General features: G+C 31.7%; 18 protein-coding genes and 2 pseudogenes. 15 read left to right on the forward strand and 5 right to left on the reverse strand.

Going from position 1 to position 16,491, the window contains the following annotated elements; translation table 11 throughout:
* Positions 1–54: 54 nt before the first annotated feature.
* Together AC4D4A_RS02255 and AC4D4A_RS02260 are read right to left on the reverse strand one after the other, a co-directional pair.
* Positions 55–288, reverse strand: a pseudogene (locus tag AC4D4A_RS02255) (helicase associated domain-containing protein); the annotation flags it as partial.
* Positions 289–301: 13 nt separating this feature from the next.
* Positions 302–520 carry a hypothetical protein gene (locus tag AC4D4A_RS02260; RefSeq protein WP_490994392.1) on the reverse strand — a complete coding sequence of 73 codons (219 nt, stop codon included), beginning with the start codon at positions 518–520 and terminating at the stop codon, positions 302–304.
* Positions 521–1,052: 532 nt separating this feature from the next.
* Between AC4D4A_RS02260 and AC4D4A_RS02265 the strand changes: the two genes are divergently transcribed.
* The 3 genes from AC4D4A_RS02265 to AC4D4A_RS02275 all read left to right on the forward strand — a co-directional run bounded on the left by AC4D4A_RS02265 (position 1,053) and on the right by AC4D4A_RS02275 (position 3,794).
* Entirely contained in the window at positions 1,053–1,340 is a 288-nt protein-coding gene (locus AC4D4A_RS02265) for a helix-turn-helix domain-containing protein (RefSeq protein ID WP_490994393.1), read from the forward strand.
* Positions 1,325–2,860, forward strand: a complete 1,536-nt coding sequence (locus tag AC4D4A_RS02270; protein WP_490994394.1) for an HNH endonuclease — start codon at positions 1,325–1,327, stop codon at positions 2,858–2,860. The genes AC4D4A_RS02265 and AC4D4A_RS02270 overlap by 16 nt, the downstream gene beginning before the upstream one ends.
* 511 nt (positions 2,861–3,371) lie before the next feature.
* Positions 3,372–3,794 (forward strand): VOC family protein, encoded by a 423-nt coding sequence (locus tag AC4D4A_RS02275; RefSeq protein WP_490994395.1) that lies wholly within the window; start codon positions 3,372–3,374, stop codon positions 3,792–3,794.
* A gap of 315 nt (positions 3,795–4,109) precedes the next feature.
* Here AC4D4A_RS02275 and AC4D4A_RS02280 read toward each other — a convergent pair whose 3' ends face one another.
* Positions 4,110–4,769: a nucleotidyltransferase domain-containing protein gene (locus tag AC4D4A_RS02280; RefSeq protein ID WP_490994396.1), complete on the reverse strand. Its 660-nt coding sequence runs from the start codon at positions 4,767–4,769 to the stop codon at positions 4,110–4,112.
* A gap of 565 nt (positions 4,770–5,334) precedes the next feature.
* Positions 5,335–6,165: a hypothetical protein gene (locus tag AC4D4A_RS02285; RefSeq protein WP_490994397.1), complete on the reverse strand. Its 831-nt coding sequence runs from the start codon at positions 6,163–6,165 to the stop codon at positions 5,335–5,337.
* Between the two features lie 233 nt (positions 6,166–6,398).
* Here AC4D4A_RS02285 and AC4D4A_RS02290 point away from each other — a divergent pair, with 233 nt between their 5' ends.
* The 12 genes and pseudogenes from AC4D4A_RS02290 to AC4D4A_RS02345 all read left to right on the forward strand — a co-directional run bounded on the left by AC4D4A_RS02290 (position 6,399) and on the right by AC4D4A_RS02345 (position 15,659).
* Complete coding sequence (locus tag AC4D4A_RS02290; RefSeq protein WP_490994398.1) at positions 6,399–7,238, forward strand: tyrosine-type recombinase/integrase; 840 nt, start codon at positions 6,399–6,401, stop codon at positions 7,236–7,238.
* Between the two features lie 205 nt (positions 7,239–7,443).
* The gene (locus AC4D4A_RS02295) at positions 7,444–8,673 is read left to right on the forward strand and encodes a transglutaminase-like domain-containing protein (protein WP_490994399.1); all 1,230 of its coding nucleotides are present in this window, start codon (positions 7,444–7,446) and stop codon (positions 8,671–8,673) included.
* Positions 8,674–8,954: 281 nt separating this feature from the next.
* A pseudogene (locus AC4D4A_RS02300) lies at positions 8,955–9,253 on the forward strand (YrdB family protein).
* 256 nt (positions 9,254–9,509) lie between these two features.
* Positions 9,510–9,947: an NUDIX hydrolase gene (locus AC4D4A_RS02305; protein ID WP_490994400.1), complete on the forward strand. Its 438-nt coding sequence runs from the start codon at positions 9,510–9,512 to the stop codon at positions 9,945–9,947.
* A gap of 110 nt (positions 9,948–10,057) precedes the next feature.
* A complete protein-coding gene (locus AC4D4A_RS02310; protein WP_490994401.1) occupies positions 10,058–10,489 on the forward strand; it encodes a cytidine deaminase in 432 nt (143 codons plus the stop codon).
* A 169-nt stretch (positions 10,490–10,658) separates the two neighbouring features.
* Entirely contained in the window at positions 10,659–10,925 is a 267-nt protein-coding gene (locus AC4D4A_RS02315; protein WP_490994402.1) for a hypothetical protein, read from the forward strand.
* 300 nt (positions 10,926–11,225) lie between these two features.
* Positions 11,226–11,732, forward strand: coding sequence for an RNA polymerase sigma factor (locus AC4D4A_RS02320; RefSeq protein ID WP_490994403.1), 507 nt, complete (start codon positions 11,226–11,228; stop codon positions 11,730–11,732).
* On the forward strand, positions 11,717–12,634 hold the full coding sequence (locus tag AC4D4A_RS02325; protein ID WP_490994404.1) for a sigma factor regulator N-terminal domain-containing protein: 918 nt from the start codon (positions 11,717–11,719) through the stop codon (positions 12,632–12,634). Before AC4D4A_RS02320 ends, AC4D4A_RS02325 begins: the two co-directional genes overlap by 16 nt.
* 159 nt (positions 12,635–12,793) lie before the next feature.
* Positions 12,794–13,138, forward strand: a complete 345-nt coding sequence (locus AC4D4A_RS02330) for a cupin domain-containing protein (RefSeq protein WP_490994405.1) — start codon at positions 12,794–12,796, stop codon at positions 13,136–13,138.
* A 128-nt stretch (positions 13,139–13,266) separates the two neighbouring features.
* Positions 13,267–13,698 (forward strand): hypothetical protein, encoded by a 432-nt coding sequence (locus AC4D4A_RS02335; RefSeq protein WP_490994406.1) that lies wholly within the window; start codon positions 13,267–13,269, stop codon positions 13,696–13,698.
* A 199-nt stretch (positions 13,699–13,897) separates the two neighbouring features.
* Complete coding sequence (locus tag AC4D4A_RS02340; RefSeq protein ID WP_490994407.1) at positions 13,898–14,434, forward strand: RNA polymerase subunit sigma; 537 nt, start codon at positions 13,898–13,900, stop codon at positions 14,432–14,434.
* Between the two features lie 328 nt (positions 14,435–14,762).
* Positions 14,763–15,659 (forward strand): hypothetical protein, encoded by an 897-nt coding sequence (locus AC4D4A_RS02345; RefSeq protein WP_490994408.1) that lies wholly within the window; start codon positions 14,763–14,765, stop codon positions 15,657–15,659.
* Positions 15,660–16,057: 398 nt separating this feature from the next.
* Here the strand turns inward: AC4D4A_RS02345 and AC4D4A_RS02350 are convergent, their stop codons facing one another.
* Positions 16,058–16,222, reverse strand: coding sequence for a YjzC family protein (locus AC4D4A_RS02350; protein WP_490994409.1), 165 nt, complete (start codon positions 16,220–16,222; stop codon positions 16,058–16,060).
* Positions 16,223–16,491: the final 269 nt, after the last annotated feature.

A 16,491-nucleotide genomic window follows, 5' to 3' on the forward strand; every position in this document is an offset into this window, starting at 1 on the left:
GTATTCCTTTTCTTTTTTTTTTTGCGTTGTTTTTGAACTCAAGATCCAAGCGTATTATCGTATCTTTGTGGAACGTTGTCTCTGCATCCACTTGACTAAAATTTGATCATCATAATAATTACAATGTCCTAACTCTTTCTGAATTGAAGCTAACTTATTGAAAATGTATTCCCAAGCATTTGGAGCTAAAGACCAACTAAAATTAATAGATTCAAGAATTTTAATTTGTTCATCTGATATAGTCTCGTTTTTAAATCTTATTCGTTGTTCTAGTACCCAATGACTTAGTTTTTTATTTTTATTACATCACAATCTCCGTGTTCCTCTCGATATTTAAGTAGTATGCCAAACATTTCATTCGATCTATATTCAAGAGGGTTCCTTTAATTTCATTGAATTGTTGTTGTATATTTCTTGTTTCATCATAGATCATTAGATCTTTTAAAATATTTATAGGTGATAGATTAAGTTTAAGTTTTCTGCTATTTTCATCCTTTTCTGCTCTCGAAACTTCATTCAACAATAATCTTCCATATATAACCTTTGTTTTATTGTATTCTTCCTTACTTTAATCTAGCAAGTGACAATCATTTATTAAATCAACTAGATATTTATAATTATTTATAATTATTTATAATTATTTGTAATTATAAATAATTTGGACAGAAAAATATAGCAGATATCAACAAAATAAGGGGAAAGCATCATAAAAATATTAAAAAGGCAGTAATGTTAATTTAACATTTCTGCCTTTTTTAGTTTAAATAAACGGTGAACTCATTACAGAAGTTTTTATTAACCAAAATGGATTGATCGGTATAGCCAGTATAACCACTGCCTCCGGGAAGTAGTAGTTTCTAACACCTTAAATAAGAGAATCCTGAATGCTTTACTCGAATTATACATTTGATTTCTTGGAGTCTTATTATGTTACTAATGTTTATCCTTTATTCATAATTTTGTTTCTATATCATTCAAAAAGTAAATTGTAAATTAGAAATGTATAATTTAACCAGCTCTTCATATAATATCAATCAGTTAAGGAGGATATTATGAAGAGCCATTTTACAATCCTAGAAGCGTCAATACTGTTAGATATCCCTTCAAGCATTTTGAATTCTTGGGTAGTCGAAAGAAAGTTTACTGATATATTGGAGGAAGAGAATGAGTGTTTAATTGCTTGTACTGAAATTACAAAATATTTGTATCCGAATACATATATTAATTCAAATCAATTACAAGAGTATTTAGGTCTTTCTTTCCATCAATTAAGAAAATTGATTACTACTAAAAAAATTAAAAGTGCATTTAAAATAGGTCAAAGATGGTACTTCCCATAAAAGATGTTCTTATTTATGAGGATTTTTTAAATGTTGATGAGTATATCGATGTTCCATTTATTTGTAATCATTTTGGATACGCACCTTTTTTTGTACATTCAATTCTAAGAGAAAATATTATACCTAGTACAAAAAAAGTAAATAAATGTTTCTATATTAAAAGGGAAGATTTGCACTTATTTGACAAAAATGCTCTTGTTAAGGTAAAAGCAACAATAAAAACGATACAGAAGTTAGAAGGAAGAAAGGAAAGTTTGTTAATATTAAGAGAAAATCTTAGTGAATTTGTAAACAAGGATATGAATTTTTCTGGAAAAGATTTAGGGGCAATCTTTAATATAAAAGAAATTGATATCATTAAACTATTACAAAATTGTAATTTAGATGGTACAAATGGTATTTGGTCTTCTAGTGATGCCCAAATTTTATTGGAATACCTAGAAGAGAATTTACCATATTTATCAACTGGAGATATACTTAAATATAGAGACTGCCAACTATACAATGTGCATAGTTGGTTAGAAAGTGGTTATTTCCCCAATGCATTTAGATCAGAATCAGGTTATTGGGAAATTCCTCAATGTGATTTAGATAATATACCAAATATCCCCAATTTGGATGAAAATATTATTAAGAAATGCTTTGAAGTTACAGGTGAAACATACGGTTGTCTGACAATTTTGGAGATAGTTGGTTATAAAAGATCATCTTCAAATGTGAATTATAAAAGGTTATATGTCCGTGCTGGCTGTGAATGTGGGGAAATCATTGAGAAACCATTGCATTATATTGAAAAGAATGTTAATTATTTTTGTAAAGAAGAATGTGTTTTACATTCAGGCTACTCAATTGGAGATCAATTCGGATTTTTAACAATAATTGCAGATGGAGGGATGAAAGATACCAAATATGGTAAACGACGTGTAGTGATATGTAGATGTGAATGTGGTAAAGAAAGACCATTTTTATTAGGAAAATTAAAAACAGGTGACTATAATTCCTGTGGTGTTGATTGTGGCAAGTGGAAAATTGATGTTATTGGTAAGCGATACAGCCACTTAACAATTATTAAGGAAGTTAATAAGACTAATCCAACGGGAAGAAGATATCTTTGTAAGTGTGATTGTGGCAAACTTATAGAGAAAAACTATAGTACATTATCTTCGGAAAGAACAAAGTGTTGTGGACCTGGTTGTATTCATCGATTAAATCCTGATATTACGATGGAAGAACGTTTAAAAGGAAGAAGCTATTATGAATATAAGCAATGGAGGAAGCAAGTTTTGATGAGAGATAATCATACTTGTATTAAATGTGGAGATACAGAAGGTGTAGCTGCTCATCATAAAGATGGATATAATTGGTGCCGAGAAAGAAGGAATGATGTAACTAATGGTGCAACACTTTGTTCTGTTTGCCATAAAAATTTTCACGATAATTACGGTTATGGAGATAATACCGAGAATCAATTTTTAAAATGGTCAAAAGAATTTGACGAATACCGTGAACAGTTTGGATAATTCCTCTAAGATAATTTGTTTTTATAGCACTTATTTTCTTATGATAAAAATTAATGTGATTCAGATTAAAAACGATTAATGAACAAAGATACCTATAAAAAAGGCAACTCTCTAGAGAGTTGCCTTTTTTATATTATCATCAATTCTGTTTTTAACACTAATTAGATCACTAATAAATAATAATTATACAATTAAAAGATTCGTTATAACATTTTTGATTGTTTAAAATTTATTGCGAATCATATGAGTATTCATAAATCTTACCATTTTATTTTTTTGCAAAGACAGATACACTACTACCTCAAAAAACGAAGGTAAATCCATTTGCGAAGATTGCTTCCAACGAAACATTGATCTAAGAAGGATTAATGCTTTTTTGGTTGAATCTATTGTACTAAAGGGGCAGGTTAGCTTAAAAAGAAAAACCAGTAAGAAACTCGAAACACTCTTGACCTTGACGTTAGGTGACAGATTATGCTGAGTATATCTTAATCAAAGGAGAGTGTAAGCGTTGGAAGCATATCCTATGCCGTTATTTGTAAAACTTGAAGTATGTAATATGGAGAAATCAATAAATTGGTATAAAAAAGTTCTGGGTTTTAATTTGGTTTTTGAATTGCCTGATAATGAAGGTAATATTGTTATGGCCCATATTAGGGGGGAACAGTATCAAGATCTTATGTTAGTTGCTACCTCTTCAAAAGATAAAGGAAAAGGTGCTGGAGTTGTATTAAATTTTACTGTGAATGAGATTAGTATATTCTCAAAGAAAGCAATCACAGAAAAGGCAAATGTAATTGAAGGGCCTATTGATCGTCCTTGGAATGCAAGGGAGTTAATACTAAAAGATCCTGATGAATATTGTGTAACTCTGTCTATGAATATAGATAGCAAGAAGGATTTTAATACTATTGTGGAACAGATTAAAGGTTAACAAATATTATTAAATAAAGTATGAAAAAACTATGTTTGTGAATAAGTGTACTTAATTATCGTGGCATTGATCTAAGAAGGATTAATGCCTTTTTGTGTTGAATTTCTATATGGGAGAAACGGGGCAGTTTAGCTCAATAAGAGAAAACCACTAATGAATGTTACCATTACCAAACGACTTTATTATGAATTAAGCAACTATATGTACAAAGATAATAAAGTCGTTTAATTTTAATACAGAAAAATAAAAGCCTTACTACACATAAATGTAATAAGGCTTTTAAAATTTGTTCAAAAACGCACAATTTTGTCTTTATCATTTCATTGCTTGTAACGTTTCCTTTGCCCAATGAAAAATTAACGTTGTATCTTGTTGTAAATGAACAGGGATACCTTGTTGAATCTCTAAAAAACGGCTTAATACTTGTCGATCAAGCTCTTCTGCATTTAGAATAAGCTCCCCTATATCTGATTGAAATATTTCTGATTTTAAAAAATGCTTTCCTTGTATTACGAAACGTGCATTTTTAAATATAGCTTTAATTGCCTCTACTGATTTTGTGTGCAAATAATTGTGCAAAGTCATATGATAACTATTTCCTGCACCTGTTCGAACAAATCGCTTGATATCTTCCGGTTGAATATGTTTCTTTAAAAATTCCAAGCTACCGTAAACTGCTTTTGTATCATAGACAAAGGTAAATAAATCCGATTTATCCCAAGCTTGGAGTTCGTCTACACCCGAAATAAAACCACAAAGTAAATGACGGTTTGGCATCGTATGGGTAACGACTTCATACGATAATAATCGATCAATCGTCAGTTCTTTAAAAATGACCACTACATCAATATCACTGTCTAGCTTTGCCTCTTCCCTCGCTCTACTTCCTTGCAATCCTATAAAGACAATCTCCTCGCCAAATTGTTGAATAAGTTTTTGACTAAATTGCTCAAGCCAATCGTTCATTTCAATCATATGCATTACCATCCTTATTTAATTTTGCCGCGGTAAATGCAGTAGCGTAAATAATTCTATTTTAAAATGTAACTGTAGTCAATCGACTTATTTCTTGTAGTTTATTATTATAACTGTACACGATAAATGGTAGGCGGGACAGTTTCATTTTTAAATAACTCTATTATCATTAAACATTTCAATGATCTCTTATTAAATTAACGAGTGCATTAATTGAAGAAGGAATAACACTATTCTAGTTTAAGTAATTGTTATCTGGGACCAATAAGTTATTTAGAAAGTAAGATTATGTTTGTTCTGGCGAATGTCTAATTGTGATTAAGAATTATACCGCTAAAGGAGCAGCATTCCAGAAATAAAAAGTTTGTGAACAAGTACACTTAAACTATAGGGGGCATTAGTTTAATAACAATCTAGCCACTCTTTCTGGAGGTGGCTATTTTGGCTCTTTTCGTAAGGATTGTTGCTATTGCTTTATTTATCTAATATGAAAAAATCAAAAGAGTCTTACTATGATTAATGTAGTAAGGCTCTTTTGATTCGCGGAGGATATGATTGCCTGTTTTTATTTTTCTTTTGTATCGATTGATTGGATTGATCCATTCTCCGAACATATAACCACTATCTCTAAGTTATTGGCTTTAAATTCAAATATATATTCAGAGTTATCTTTATCCATTGTTTTGAGAGTTAAATCGTCAGGTTTAAGGTTCACCATTGTAGCAATCTGTTTTCTGAGTTTTTTATAGTTTATCTTACTAGAACTGGCTACACGAATATCTTCATCTTTTGAAGGAGATGTTAATCTAAAAAAGGTCCATTTTGTAATATCATACAATGCTCCACTAAATATTACGTCAGGAATATTAGACACATACACTATTATTTCCGTCCAAAGGTCGGAATAACCTGATTCTTCTCGAAATACTTTTTCACTGATTACTTCATATTTGAAATCAGCCTGTTGCAGTTGCATCTTTTCTAACAACTCTAGATTATGTGTATCTAGTTTCATTAGTAGCCCGTTTTCTTCTTCCACGTACTCATTAGGGGATGTAGCTTCGTTAAAAACATTGATATTCTTTTTAGTTTCAACAAAATCATCTATAACAGGTAGTATTCCTTGCAAATGGGGATAATTCTCTGCATTTTCCTCTTCACCATACTCCGGATATTTTAGATTAATATTAATATATAAATTGTTTTCATCCCCACAAAAATCATATTCCATTCGATCATATTTTATATCCATTAAAGTATTGAATAGGGAATCAACATCCCACTTACTTAAATTATTGCTGAAAAAGATATATTCTTTAATTTTATTTAATTCTACAATAGAATAATCTTCAAAATTGTATTTTTTAATGTACACTCCTAGATTTACCCTCTTCATCGAAATTCATCTCCTTTATCATCATATTACAATATATTCCAATAAAGGGCGAGGAAGAGCAAGAAAGTCCTTATTTTAAGAATTTGATAATTTATAATAATGTTTGATTAAAAGTCCTGTGTCTAATCAGGATTTCTTATTCAACAATTGGGGGCATTGTTTTAGTAGGATTGCAGTATTACTTCCTTTCTATTTGTCTATACTGATAAAAATAAGATGAGGAGAGTAATAGGATGATACTATCTGAAGCTTGGGATTTATATAAAGCTGATAAACAGATCCAAGGATATTCAGCTCAGACTTTAAAGGCATATAATGTCCAATTAAACTTGTTAATCCGGAATCTTGGTGATCGATCCCTTGATGAAATTACCACCGATTCATTAAAGCTCTATCTTGGAAATGTTGCTGATCAATTAAAAGCTGCTAGCTTGAGTCATAGGATACGTTTTATAAAGTCGCTTTTTAGGTGGGCACAAGACGAAAATATATTGAATGGTAATCCTGCGTCGAAAATTAAGGAACCAAAATCGGATATTCGAATACCAAAGTTTTTATCTGAAGTAGAAATTGAGCATTTAAGAGAAGCCTGTCATACAACTTTAGAAAATGCCTTGTTTGAATTTATGTATTCAACCGGTTGTCGAATTGGTGAAGCCGTTAATTTGAATCGACAATCCATTAATTTTTCTAATCAGTCTTTAATAGTCTTAGGTAAGGGAAATAAGGAAAGAGAAGTATACTTTAATACTAGGTGTGATATCTGGTTGAAGAGGTATTTGGATGAGAGAACAGATGACCAAGAAGCGTTATTTGTAACTATTAGGTCTCCCCATCGGATGAGTATATCTCAAATGAGATATATCATAAAACAGATTTCGAAAAGATCCGGCATTAATAAAAGCATTCACCCCCATCAATTGAGACATAGTTATGCCACTACTTTATTGAATAATGGTGCACCACTAGAAGTTATTCAAAATTTGATGGGACACGAAAAGAGCGAAACAACTAAAATCTACGCTTATTTAAGCGGGACGCTGCGACGTGAGTTATATAAAAAGTTTTTCTGATACGAATAGAGGCATTGGTCCAAGGAGGATTAATGCCTTTTTGTGTTGAATTTCTTATGGAAGTGAAGGTACTGAATATTTGGATAAGCAATCATATAAAAAAGGTTTTTGTGTTAAAATATTCCAAAGGATTTGTGCGAAAAGTGGTGGGAGCAATTCTTGTCATAAAGAGAGAGCATATTCTTTCCGTAAGGGAGTGGGTTGATTGGATAAACGGAATTTTCAATTGAAGTATGAATATCAAAATACTACTAAGAAAGATGTTGAAGTATGGTTTTCTGAACCCCAAGAATCCTCTACACAACAAAATATCACAACAAAGCCTAATCTTAAACCGGACAAAATTACGGAACATCCTTTTTTAAATACTTTATGGTATTTCAATCTAAAACCAGGTCAAAAGTTAAATGTTATTATTGATTATAAAGGCTGTAGAAGAGATAAAAATTATAAAGCCGATATAACAATAGAAGAAAAGAATTTCTTTTTACGCTCAACAAAGCTAATACCTGTAAGTGAAGAAATAAAAAAAGAAGCAGAAGCTATCGTTGAAGGAGTAAATACTGATTTAGAAAAAGCTAAAAAGATTTTTCTCTATATTATAAAAACATATAGGTATTCAACACGTTTTTCAGAGCGAGGAATTGATGATTTTAAAGCAACGAAAAAAGGAGACTGTGGAGAGTTTGGTGCTTTATTTTGTTCTTATTGTAGAGCTTTAAATATTCCAGCAAAAATGCTATATGGAACTTGGACGCTTAAAAAATTTTCACCCCATTCTTGGAGTGAAATATACATTGAAAATGAGGGGTGGATACCAGTTGATCCTAGTATGGGGAGGGTTAGATCATACTATCACCCATTTATCAATATATCATCAGCAATATTTTATGGGGTTTTTCCGAATAAAAGAAGATATTTTGGTGATCACGAGGGGAAACGATTAGCGTTTTCTGTTGATCCAGAGAGACTATTGTACCCTCTATACATTAATAGCAATGAAGATTTAAAAGATGTAAACAAAGAATGCATTGCTGGTAAAGAAATCGCCTGGGGATACGAATCACTGAAAGGAAAAGCCCCATTTTTACAGCCCATATATCCAAAGTTACATAGCATAGATATTCCAACCTCGCTTAAACTTCTATTTGGAGAGTGGAGTGGAAAACATACATCTTTTCTTAAAAACCTTACTTATAAAGCTAAAATAGTGAGTTTTCAAATTGGTTTTTCAATAATAATGTTAGAAATAATTAATGAATACATTTTTAAAAATGAAATGTTGTTTAATATACTACCACTCTTTTCATATCCCTTCGTTTTATTAGGGACGATTTTATCTATTATAAGAAATGAAGGAAATTTAGTTATTTATGTATTAGGTATTTTATTAACCTTATCATTTATAGGGGGTACTGGAGAATTAATGCAGTAAGGTTAAATCGTTAAAATAAACTATGGAAACTAAATAAATATGGGTAGCATTCCTATAATGAATAAATAATGTAGTTCTATTTTGTGAAGAATTGTAATTGTAGTAACGGGGCATTACTCCATTATCAAGGGCTGTGGATCAGCTCTTTTTTGTTATGCAGCTAACGAGGCAGGTTAGCGGAAGAAGGATTGTTTATTCTATCTATCGAATTTATATATTCAAGAGAAGGTTTTCTTGAAACAATGCGAGATATTAGGAGAGTCGGAATGACGATAGTTATTATGGCAATTAGATTTATTTGTGAAATATTAGCCCTAATCATCTTCGGATTGTGGGGATTTCATCAGGGGGAAATTATGGGGGCAATTGGAGTTCCAACAGTAGTGGCGGTTATTTGGGCTATGTTGGTTCGCCACAAGCACCTTATAAACTCCAAGGTTTCTATGGATTTACTTTTGAGTTATTACTATTTTTAATAACAAGCTATACCTTATATAGTCTGGGACATACCTACTTAGCATTAATATATTGCATTGTTGCTGTAGGTATTTCATTTCTCATTCATTTTATGGATATTTAGCAACCATTTAAAAATATTGATAGATAATTGATATAAGGTGAATAACCCTTTTTTACCTATTAATCAAACCTAGTTCTCCTAATAAAGAGGAGAGATTAATTCTGAAAAGGCATTAATCCAAGAAGATTAATGCCTTTTCCTGTTGAAAACCTTATTGTAGAAACGGGGCAGGTTAGCGGAAGAAGAAGGAAAACCAGTTGCTATAATCGAATAATTAATAGAGTTTTAAATAACAAGCGTGCTGGGGGATATCTTTATGTTTATAGTTAATGTAGAGGGTGCAATTTATCGTGATGAAAAATGGCTATTAATACGCCGTAGTGTAAAAGAAGAACACGCAGGGGGTTCGCTTTCACTTGTTGGTGGAAAGTGTGAAATAGAGGGTGATTCAAAAGATATTTTGGAAAGAACTTTGCGAAGGGAAATTCTTGAAGAAGTTGGAATTGAGGTAACGGTTTGTGGTTATGTGAATAGTTCATCATTTGTTACTACTTCTGGAGTGAATGTGATAGACATAGTATTTCTATGTAAGCATAAATCAGGAAATCCTTATGCTAAAAGTATTGATGAAGTTGATGATGTTATTTGGTTGACAACTTCAGAGATTTTATCACGGACAGATTCACCATATTATTTAAAAGAAAATATAGGTCTTGCGGATAAATTATTAAGAAATACCCAGCAAATATATTAAAAACTGTTCAATTAGCAGTAGCGATTGTGAAATACAGTCGCTTTTTTACTAAAGGGGCAGGATTGTTAAATAGAAAGATAAAAATGAACCATCAAAAGGGGAGAATAAATATGTTAAAAGTAAGACCTTTAGAAGATAGAGATTATGAATTGATTAAGCAAGCAGAAGAAGTAATAGAAAAGAATTATAGGTATGGACGACATCATATTGGTTCAGCAGTTAGAACTATAAAAGGTAATGTTTTTTCAGCAGTTCACGTAGAAGCGAATGTGGGAAGAATAACAGTATGCGGAGAAGCAATGGCTATTGGTAAGTCTATCTCTGAAGGAGACCACGAATTTGAAACAATTGTAGCAGTTGCTCACCCTCATCCACACGAAGATATAGAAAAATGTTGGGTAGTTGCTCCCTGTGGTATGTGTCGAGAGTTAATTAGTGATTATGGAAAAAATACAGATGTAATTATTCCTTATAATGATAAATTAGTGAAGTGCAATGTAATGGAGTTACTACCTGAAAAATATACAAGCGATATGGAATAATATCTTCAACAAACAGGGGCATTGATCCAAAAAGAAGGATTAATGCCTTTTTGTATTGAATTTCTTATGGAACAAAAGGGGCAGGTTAGCGGAAGAAGGATTCGCTATCATACATATTGAATTATAAGGGTATAGCATTGGGATTTGTGACTATATAAGGGGTGTTATTGTGACCAGAGCTAAATTAAAAGGCTTAATAGCTTTAAGTATTTTGTTATCTGTGTTGGGACTATTTTTACTTTTTAACAGTGTTAATTTTGGAACTTCTTTAGCCGAAAGTTGGTTAGTAAAACAAGGAGGAGCAGATACTGCTTGGTACCATATAAGAGCGAAAGGAAATATAAATAATTTCTTATCTGTTGGTAGTATACTTTTTGGAGTTGGTTTAACAACAACTATGTTCGTATCATACAAACTTCTTACTATTAAAGAGTAAAAAATACATACTACTTTAAACTGTAACTGAAGATCGCGGTTGTCATATTAACGGTCTTTTTTGCAGCTAAGGGGCAGTTTAGTTCTATAGGAAATATGCTTAAATTAGGGTAAATGCTATATGTAGAAGTAACCAAGTTATTACCCCTTTTTGTGAGGATGCAGTATCCTCCTACTAGTTAGTTTGGTAGGAGGCTATTAAAGTTGTCGATAAAGTAAAGAAGAATTATTTTTTTAAATTTATATAAGTGTATACATTTATTATTCTTCATTCGTTGTATAAGTATGGGGAGGAAAAATTATGAAAAGGGAAGATGTATTAGCCTCCTATCTTATCAATTTGGGAGAGGAAGTGTTCGTATTATTACTGATGAAAGGGGCCAAGAAAGAAGATGCAGAAGATATCATTCAAAATACCTTTTACAAAGTTTACGCCATTTTGGATGACCTAACGGAAGGCAATTTACGTCCTTGGTTTTTTAGAGTATCACTTAACGAATATATTGACTTGAAAAGAAAAAAAGAGCAACAGAACATTTACTTAACCGAAGAAATCTATTCAAAGCTCCAGCACGTTGATTGCGAAATCGATACGATTTTAAATAAGGAGGAGATTATTTATTTATTAAAGGACATAAAAAAAGAATACAAGGAAATTTTCTTTTTAAAATATTACTATGATTTATCTTATGAGGAAATTGCTCTTATTTTGGATATTCGAGTAGACAGTGTTAAACAAAAACTATATCGTGCACGCAAATTTATCTACTCAAAAGTAGGAGGAAAACGAAAATGGACCATTCATTAAATGGAGCATTGAAAAAGGCTAAACGAAAACAACTTTTAAAGATCATTACTACTTCAATCATAGTCATATTAATTCTATTACCAATTCTATTACCAATACTCTATAAAACAGGTAATTACTTCGCGGCGAAAAGTTCGACAAGCCTACACGAAGCACTATTTTTACATAATGCCATTGCCGAACCTAATATCAAAATCGATTCTCAAGTAACAAGTAATTCTTCAATGTTTGGTGGAAACATTATAACAAACCGTTCTAAAAATATTAATGGATATGTAGTTCAATGGAGCACACTAACAAGTTCGTATGATTGGATTCGAAAACAAATAGATCATAACGAATTAACACCAGGTTTTTATTGGTCTGATACAAATCTTTATGAGTATGACAAACAAACAAAAAACAAAGTTGCAACATTTTATCATCCGTCCATTAAAAATTACTATAGAGGTGTTCCAAATGAATTAGAGGAAATTTCGCAAATGGATAATCACGTTGCAGAAGTTGCCATTTCTTTCAATCAACCGTATACCTTTCAAGAAATAGAAGAAAAAATACCCGATAATTTAAACATTGTATGGTTATATATGACCTCAGAAATTATGGATGAGAGTAAAGGACCAGCTGGAATGCCGGTTTTTGGATATGATCCCTCTGATTCACCGAGAGCAAGGTATAACAGTTTTATTGATGACCTAGAGCAATATAGTGCTGACGATGATATGATTCAGGACTTTTTAAATAAAAATAAAAACAAATCATTTGATAATGTGGGAATACTAGGAGTAATGCTCACTGGGCAAACGAAAAATTTCAAAGCTCTAGAAAATCAAAATTTCATTCGTGGAGCTTCCGTCGGTGCCACAGCACAAATTGTTCCTTACATTAAACCTGAAAAGTAATAAATATGTATATCTTTATAGAGCTAACAGGGGCGTTGATCCAAAGGAGGATTAAAGCTCTTTTTTGTTGAATTCCTTATTGTTGAAACGGGGCAGGTTAGCTCAGTAAGATTGTCGAATAGTTAAAACATAGAAATGAAAACTACAGGGGATGAATATATGGAAATTTTTAATTTTGGAAAAGAGGTAGCTCAAAAAATTAATAATTATAACTCTGTATCTTCTTTCTATTCAAAGTTTATGAAAACAGAGACACCTACTAATATAGGCTTTATCACCATAGAGCAAGGAGGTATTGTTGGTTATCACAAAGCACCAGTACCGCAGCTTTTCTTAGTAGTTGAAGGCCAAGGATGGGTAGAAGGAGAAAATAAACAAAGAGTGACAATTAAAAGTGGACAGGGAGTTTTCTGGAATAAAGATGATGGGCATATTAGTGGAAGTGAATTGGGATTAACAGCATTAGTCCTTCAGTCAGAGGGATTGGTAAAACCAATAGGATAAAAATATTTAAGACTTGTTGTTGACGGTGCAATTTTGCAGTCACTTTTTTACTAAAGGAGCAGGTTAACTCAATAAGGTTATCGAATAAATAAAACAAAGAAATACCAAATGATAGTGGGATGAATATAATGAAAAAAACCATTCTAACTCTAAAATTTTGTGTGTTAATTATGGCAGTGGGTCTCGCGACTAGTTGTTCTCAAACAGAGCTCAATAATGATTCAAAAAGTACAAGGGTTCGGGAAGATGTCCTATCTATGGGTATCACTTTTACAAATGAAATGAAAGACAGCGTTAACAGTGGAGATATGGATATTAAGGAAAAAATCGATGATCTGGCTTATGAATTGAAAGTAGTCTGTGTTGAAAACAATGATTATAAAACTTTTTCAAATAATGAGATGGTATTTATCGATACATTGGGCGAAATACGCATAGCCTATGATGAGGTTGTATTTACTCGTAATCCCAAATACAATAAAAGCAAAGAGAAAAGAGAGGCTGCTCTCGATACCTTTAATCAATTGGTTTCAACTTTTAATCGAAATTATACCAAATGAGCAGATTTTATATTAACTCAAAAGATTAAATATGGATAAGAGCAGGATGATTACACATAGGATAGAAAAGAATTGGTACAAAGAAACTAATTGGGGCGTTGATCCAAAGGAGGATTAATGCCTTTTTCTGTTTAACTTCTAATGAGTAAAGGATTTGTTTAGAGACAGATCTAAATGAAATAGGAAAGGAAAAGGAAAAATGATTAGTAAATATTTAGGTATTGCTTGTATTTCTGGAACGATCCTATTAACTGCTTGTAATTTTGAGAAAACAGATATCAAAGAAGATAAGACAGTTGAGAATAAAGTAATTGTTGATAGCTCTGCCGCTGAATTTAACCTTTTTGAACTAACTAAGGAGGAGGAGAAAGTTTATACTGATTTTCAAAAAGATTTAAATCAAGAACATTTAAGGAGGTTAGAACCTATCAGTATTGCGAAGTTATATGTTCAAACAAAATTAGATAAAAAAATTGATGCTCAGTATACTTTATATACAGACAGAAAAGAGTATATTCAATGGTCAAAAGAAGAAGATGAAAAAATTCCCGTAACTGACAGAGGAACTAGTGAACAGGTCAAAAATCAATTCAAAAATATAGACAAAGGAGAATTCATACAGACGAATAATTACGAAGGCTATATTGAATATGATTCTGGCAAAGGGAAAAGTGGGTTTAAGATGATTAAAAATAAAGATGGAATTTGGCAAGTAGCATTTACACCAATTCAATAGATCTTTCATTTGGTTGTTCTCAAACAGAGCTTAATAATGATTCAAAAAGTACAGGGGTTCGGGAAGATGTCCTATCTATGGGTATCACTTTTACAAATGAAATGAAACAGTGTTAATAGTGGAGATAAGGATATTAAGGAAAAAATCGATGGTCTGGCTTATGAATTGAAATGGCTAGTTTACCTATTAACTCCTTTATTCGAATGAATTTTTCGAATTACCAAACCCTTTACCAACCCAACTAATTCCGAATGATTATTTTACAAATAAACCCATATTTGTATTTTTTTATTGTATACTTATTCGTATAAAGGAAAGGGGGAGAATCGTGAATAAAAGAATAGGTGTATGGATTGTTCTATTCTTAGCCATACTTTCAACTCTATACTTTGCTTTTTTTGAGAGTATTTCGGCTGAAAAGAAAGGAGAGAATGCTCAATCAGTACAAAGAAAAGAACAAAACAACAGAGTAAAAGAAGTAGAAGTGGTAACAGAAAGTGAGAAGCAGAATGCTTATATTGTTTTTGAAGGATATTATTATATGAAGACTGGTGGAGTAGTGCCTGAATCAAGCTCTCATTGGAAAAAGGTTGGAGAAGTGAAGCGGATAGGAGACTGGGCGATTAAGAGATCTGGGGATTCTAATGAAGTACCACCTGGACCTATTTATCAGATGGATGGGAAAGACAAATCCCTCATCGCAGCCAAAGGTGCTTATTATGAAGATGGAGCAAATAAAGAAGGCTATTTGCTGTTTAAAAAGGATAAAGAGGTAACAGAAACAAATCCTGATTCTATTCAAAGTGCAGTTTCAGACACAGATGAATTATCCATAGCGTTTAACAACGCAAAGAAAAATTTCCCTGATTTTTATGCCTTTACGAACGATGACAATTATCAATTAAATTTATTAAATTCCTTAGAAAACTATGATTCGATCAAGATGATTTATCTGTTACCTGAACAAGACGAAAATTCCATTTTGGTATTAGAGTATAGGAATAAGATACCTCTCGATTCTGCTTTCCATAAGAACAAAAAACCCCCAATGGAACAGGATGTATTAGACATAAACAAAATTAATTGGACAATTTATAAAGACCAGGAGGGCCTATATTTAGCCGTGACCTCATTCAACCAAAGACACTATGAGATTCAATTTTCCGGAAATTTCGAACTTTCTTTTGTGGAAGAGTCTTTAAATTTATTCCATAAAGTAAATTAGGTAATAAAAACCGCTCGTCCTTAAAATTGGGTAAGCGGTTTTTATTACAGATTATTAGATTACGCTTTTTGCTTTTAACAAGGCCTCTATTTATTTTGGATTTTCATAAGCGTCTATAGCTACAAGAGTGGTAAGGGCTAATTAAGGAGCTTCTCTTTTGAATTATTGTGAAGAAATGTACTTAAACTAACGGGGGCGTTAACGAATTGTGAATGAAAAGAAGGAACCAATATCTCGATGGGTTCCTTTTTTTCAGAAATATTAGCTTTTTATAATAGTGAATAAAATAGTAATTCCTGAAGACCGATTAAAAAGAAGACGAGACCCTTTTCATTGCTGTAATGATAAGGGGAAAAAAGTCTTAATTCTGCAAATAGGAGGTTTTTAAAGTTTGAATATTAATGTTTTTTCCATTTATGTCCTTCTTTTTGTGTTGGAGGAAGCCTATCTCCAGAACCAATTTCTACTACTCTAGGTTTATTAACTTTACCACCTCTTGGCCCTACTTCTTTATATTTTCCTGGTGATTGATTATCTGTGCCAGGTTTTTTTAAATTACTCATTAATTATCACCTCCCTTTATATATATATATTACCATTTTTTGTTATAATCATTGTTAAATATTTTGCATAGATTGGAAAGGATTTATTTAGATTTAAGGAGGAAGTGTATGTTAGTTAATAAGGAAATGAAAATTGGAATAAGAGATGGATAGATATATATGAAATTAATAATGGAGGTGGCAGACGTAATGGATATGCGAAATTAAACGGAGCAAAAGACTTATCAGAGGAAAGAATTCAGGGATTTTTGAATACCATTAATGCAAAA

The organism is Pradoshia sp. Z5_111 (genome assembly GCF_058267535.1).

What these genes read in the sequence shown, in the direction of transcription:
- AC4D4A_RS02305 (WP_490994400.1), top strand. Translation starts at nt 9,510, where the DNA reads ATGTTTATAGTTAATGTAGAGGGTGCAATTTATCGTGATGAAAAATGG.
- AC4D4A_RS02350 (WP_490994409.1), bottom strand. Translation starts at nt 16,222, where the DNA reads ATGAGTAATTTAAAAAAACCTGGCACAGATAATCAATCACCAGGAAAA.
- AC4D4A_RS02335 (WP_490994406.1), top strand. Translation starts at nt 13,267, where the DNA reads ATGAAAAAAACCATTCTAACTCTAAAATTTTGTGTGTTAATTATGGCA.
- AC4D4A_RS02340 (WP_490994407.1), top strand. Translation starts at nt 13,898, where the DNA reads ATGATTAGTAAATATTTAGGTATTGCTTGTATTTCTGGAACGATCCTA.
- AC4D4A_RS02285 (WP_490994397.1), bottom strand. Translation starts at nt 6,165, where the DNA reads ATGAAGAGGGTAAATCTAGGAGTGTACATTAAAAAATACAATTTTGAA.
- AC4D4A_RS02280 (WP_490994396.1), bottom strand. Translation starts at nt 4,769, where the DNA reads ATGATTGAAATGAACGATTGGCTTGAGCAATTTAGTCAAAAACTTATT.
- AC4D4A_RS02330 (WP_490994405.1), top strand. Translation starts at nt 12,794, where the DNA reads ATGGAAATTTTTAATTTTGGAAAAGAGGTAGCTCAAAAAATTAATAAT.
- AC4D4A_RS02310 (WP_490994401.1), top strand. Translation starts at nt 10,058, where the DNA reads ATGTTAAAAGTAAGACCTTTAGAAGATAGAGATTATGAATTGATTAAG.
- AC4D4A_RS02290 (WP_490994398.1), top strand. Translation starts at nt 6,399, where the DNA reads ATGATACTATCTGAAGCTTGGGATTTATATAAAGCTGATAAACAGATC.
- AC4D4A_RS02265 (WP_490994393.1), top strand. Translation starts at nt 1,053, where the DNA reads ATGAAGAGCCATTTTACAATCCTAGAAGCGTCAATACTGTTAGATATC.
- AC4D4A_RS02325 (WP_490994404.1), top strand. Translation starts at nt 11,717, where the DNA reads ATGGACCATTCATTAAATGGAGCATTGAAAAAGGCTAAACGAAAACAA.
- AC4D4A_RS02270 (WP_490994394.1), top strand. Translation starts at nt 1,325, where the DNA reads ATGGTACTTCCCATAAAAGATGTTCTTATTTATGAGGATTTTTTAAAT.
- AC4D4A_RS02320 (WP_490994403.1), top strand. Translation starts at nt 11,226, where the DNA reads ATGAAAAGGGAAGATGTATTAGCCTCCTATCTTATCAATTTGGGAGAG.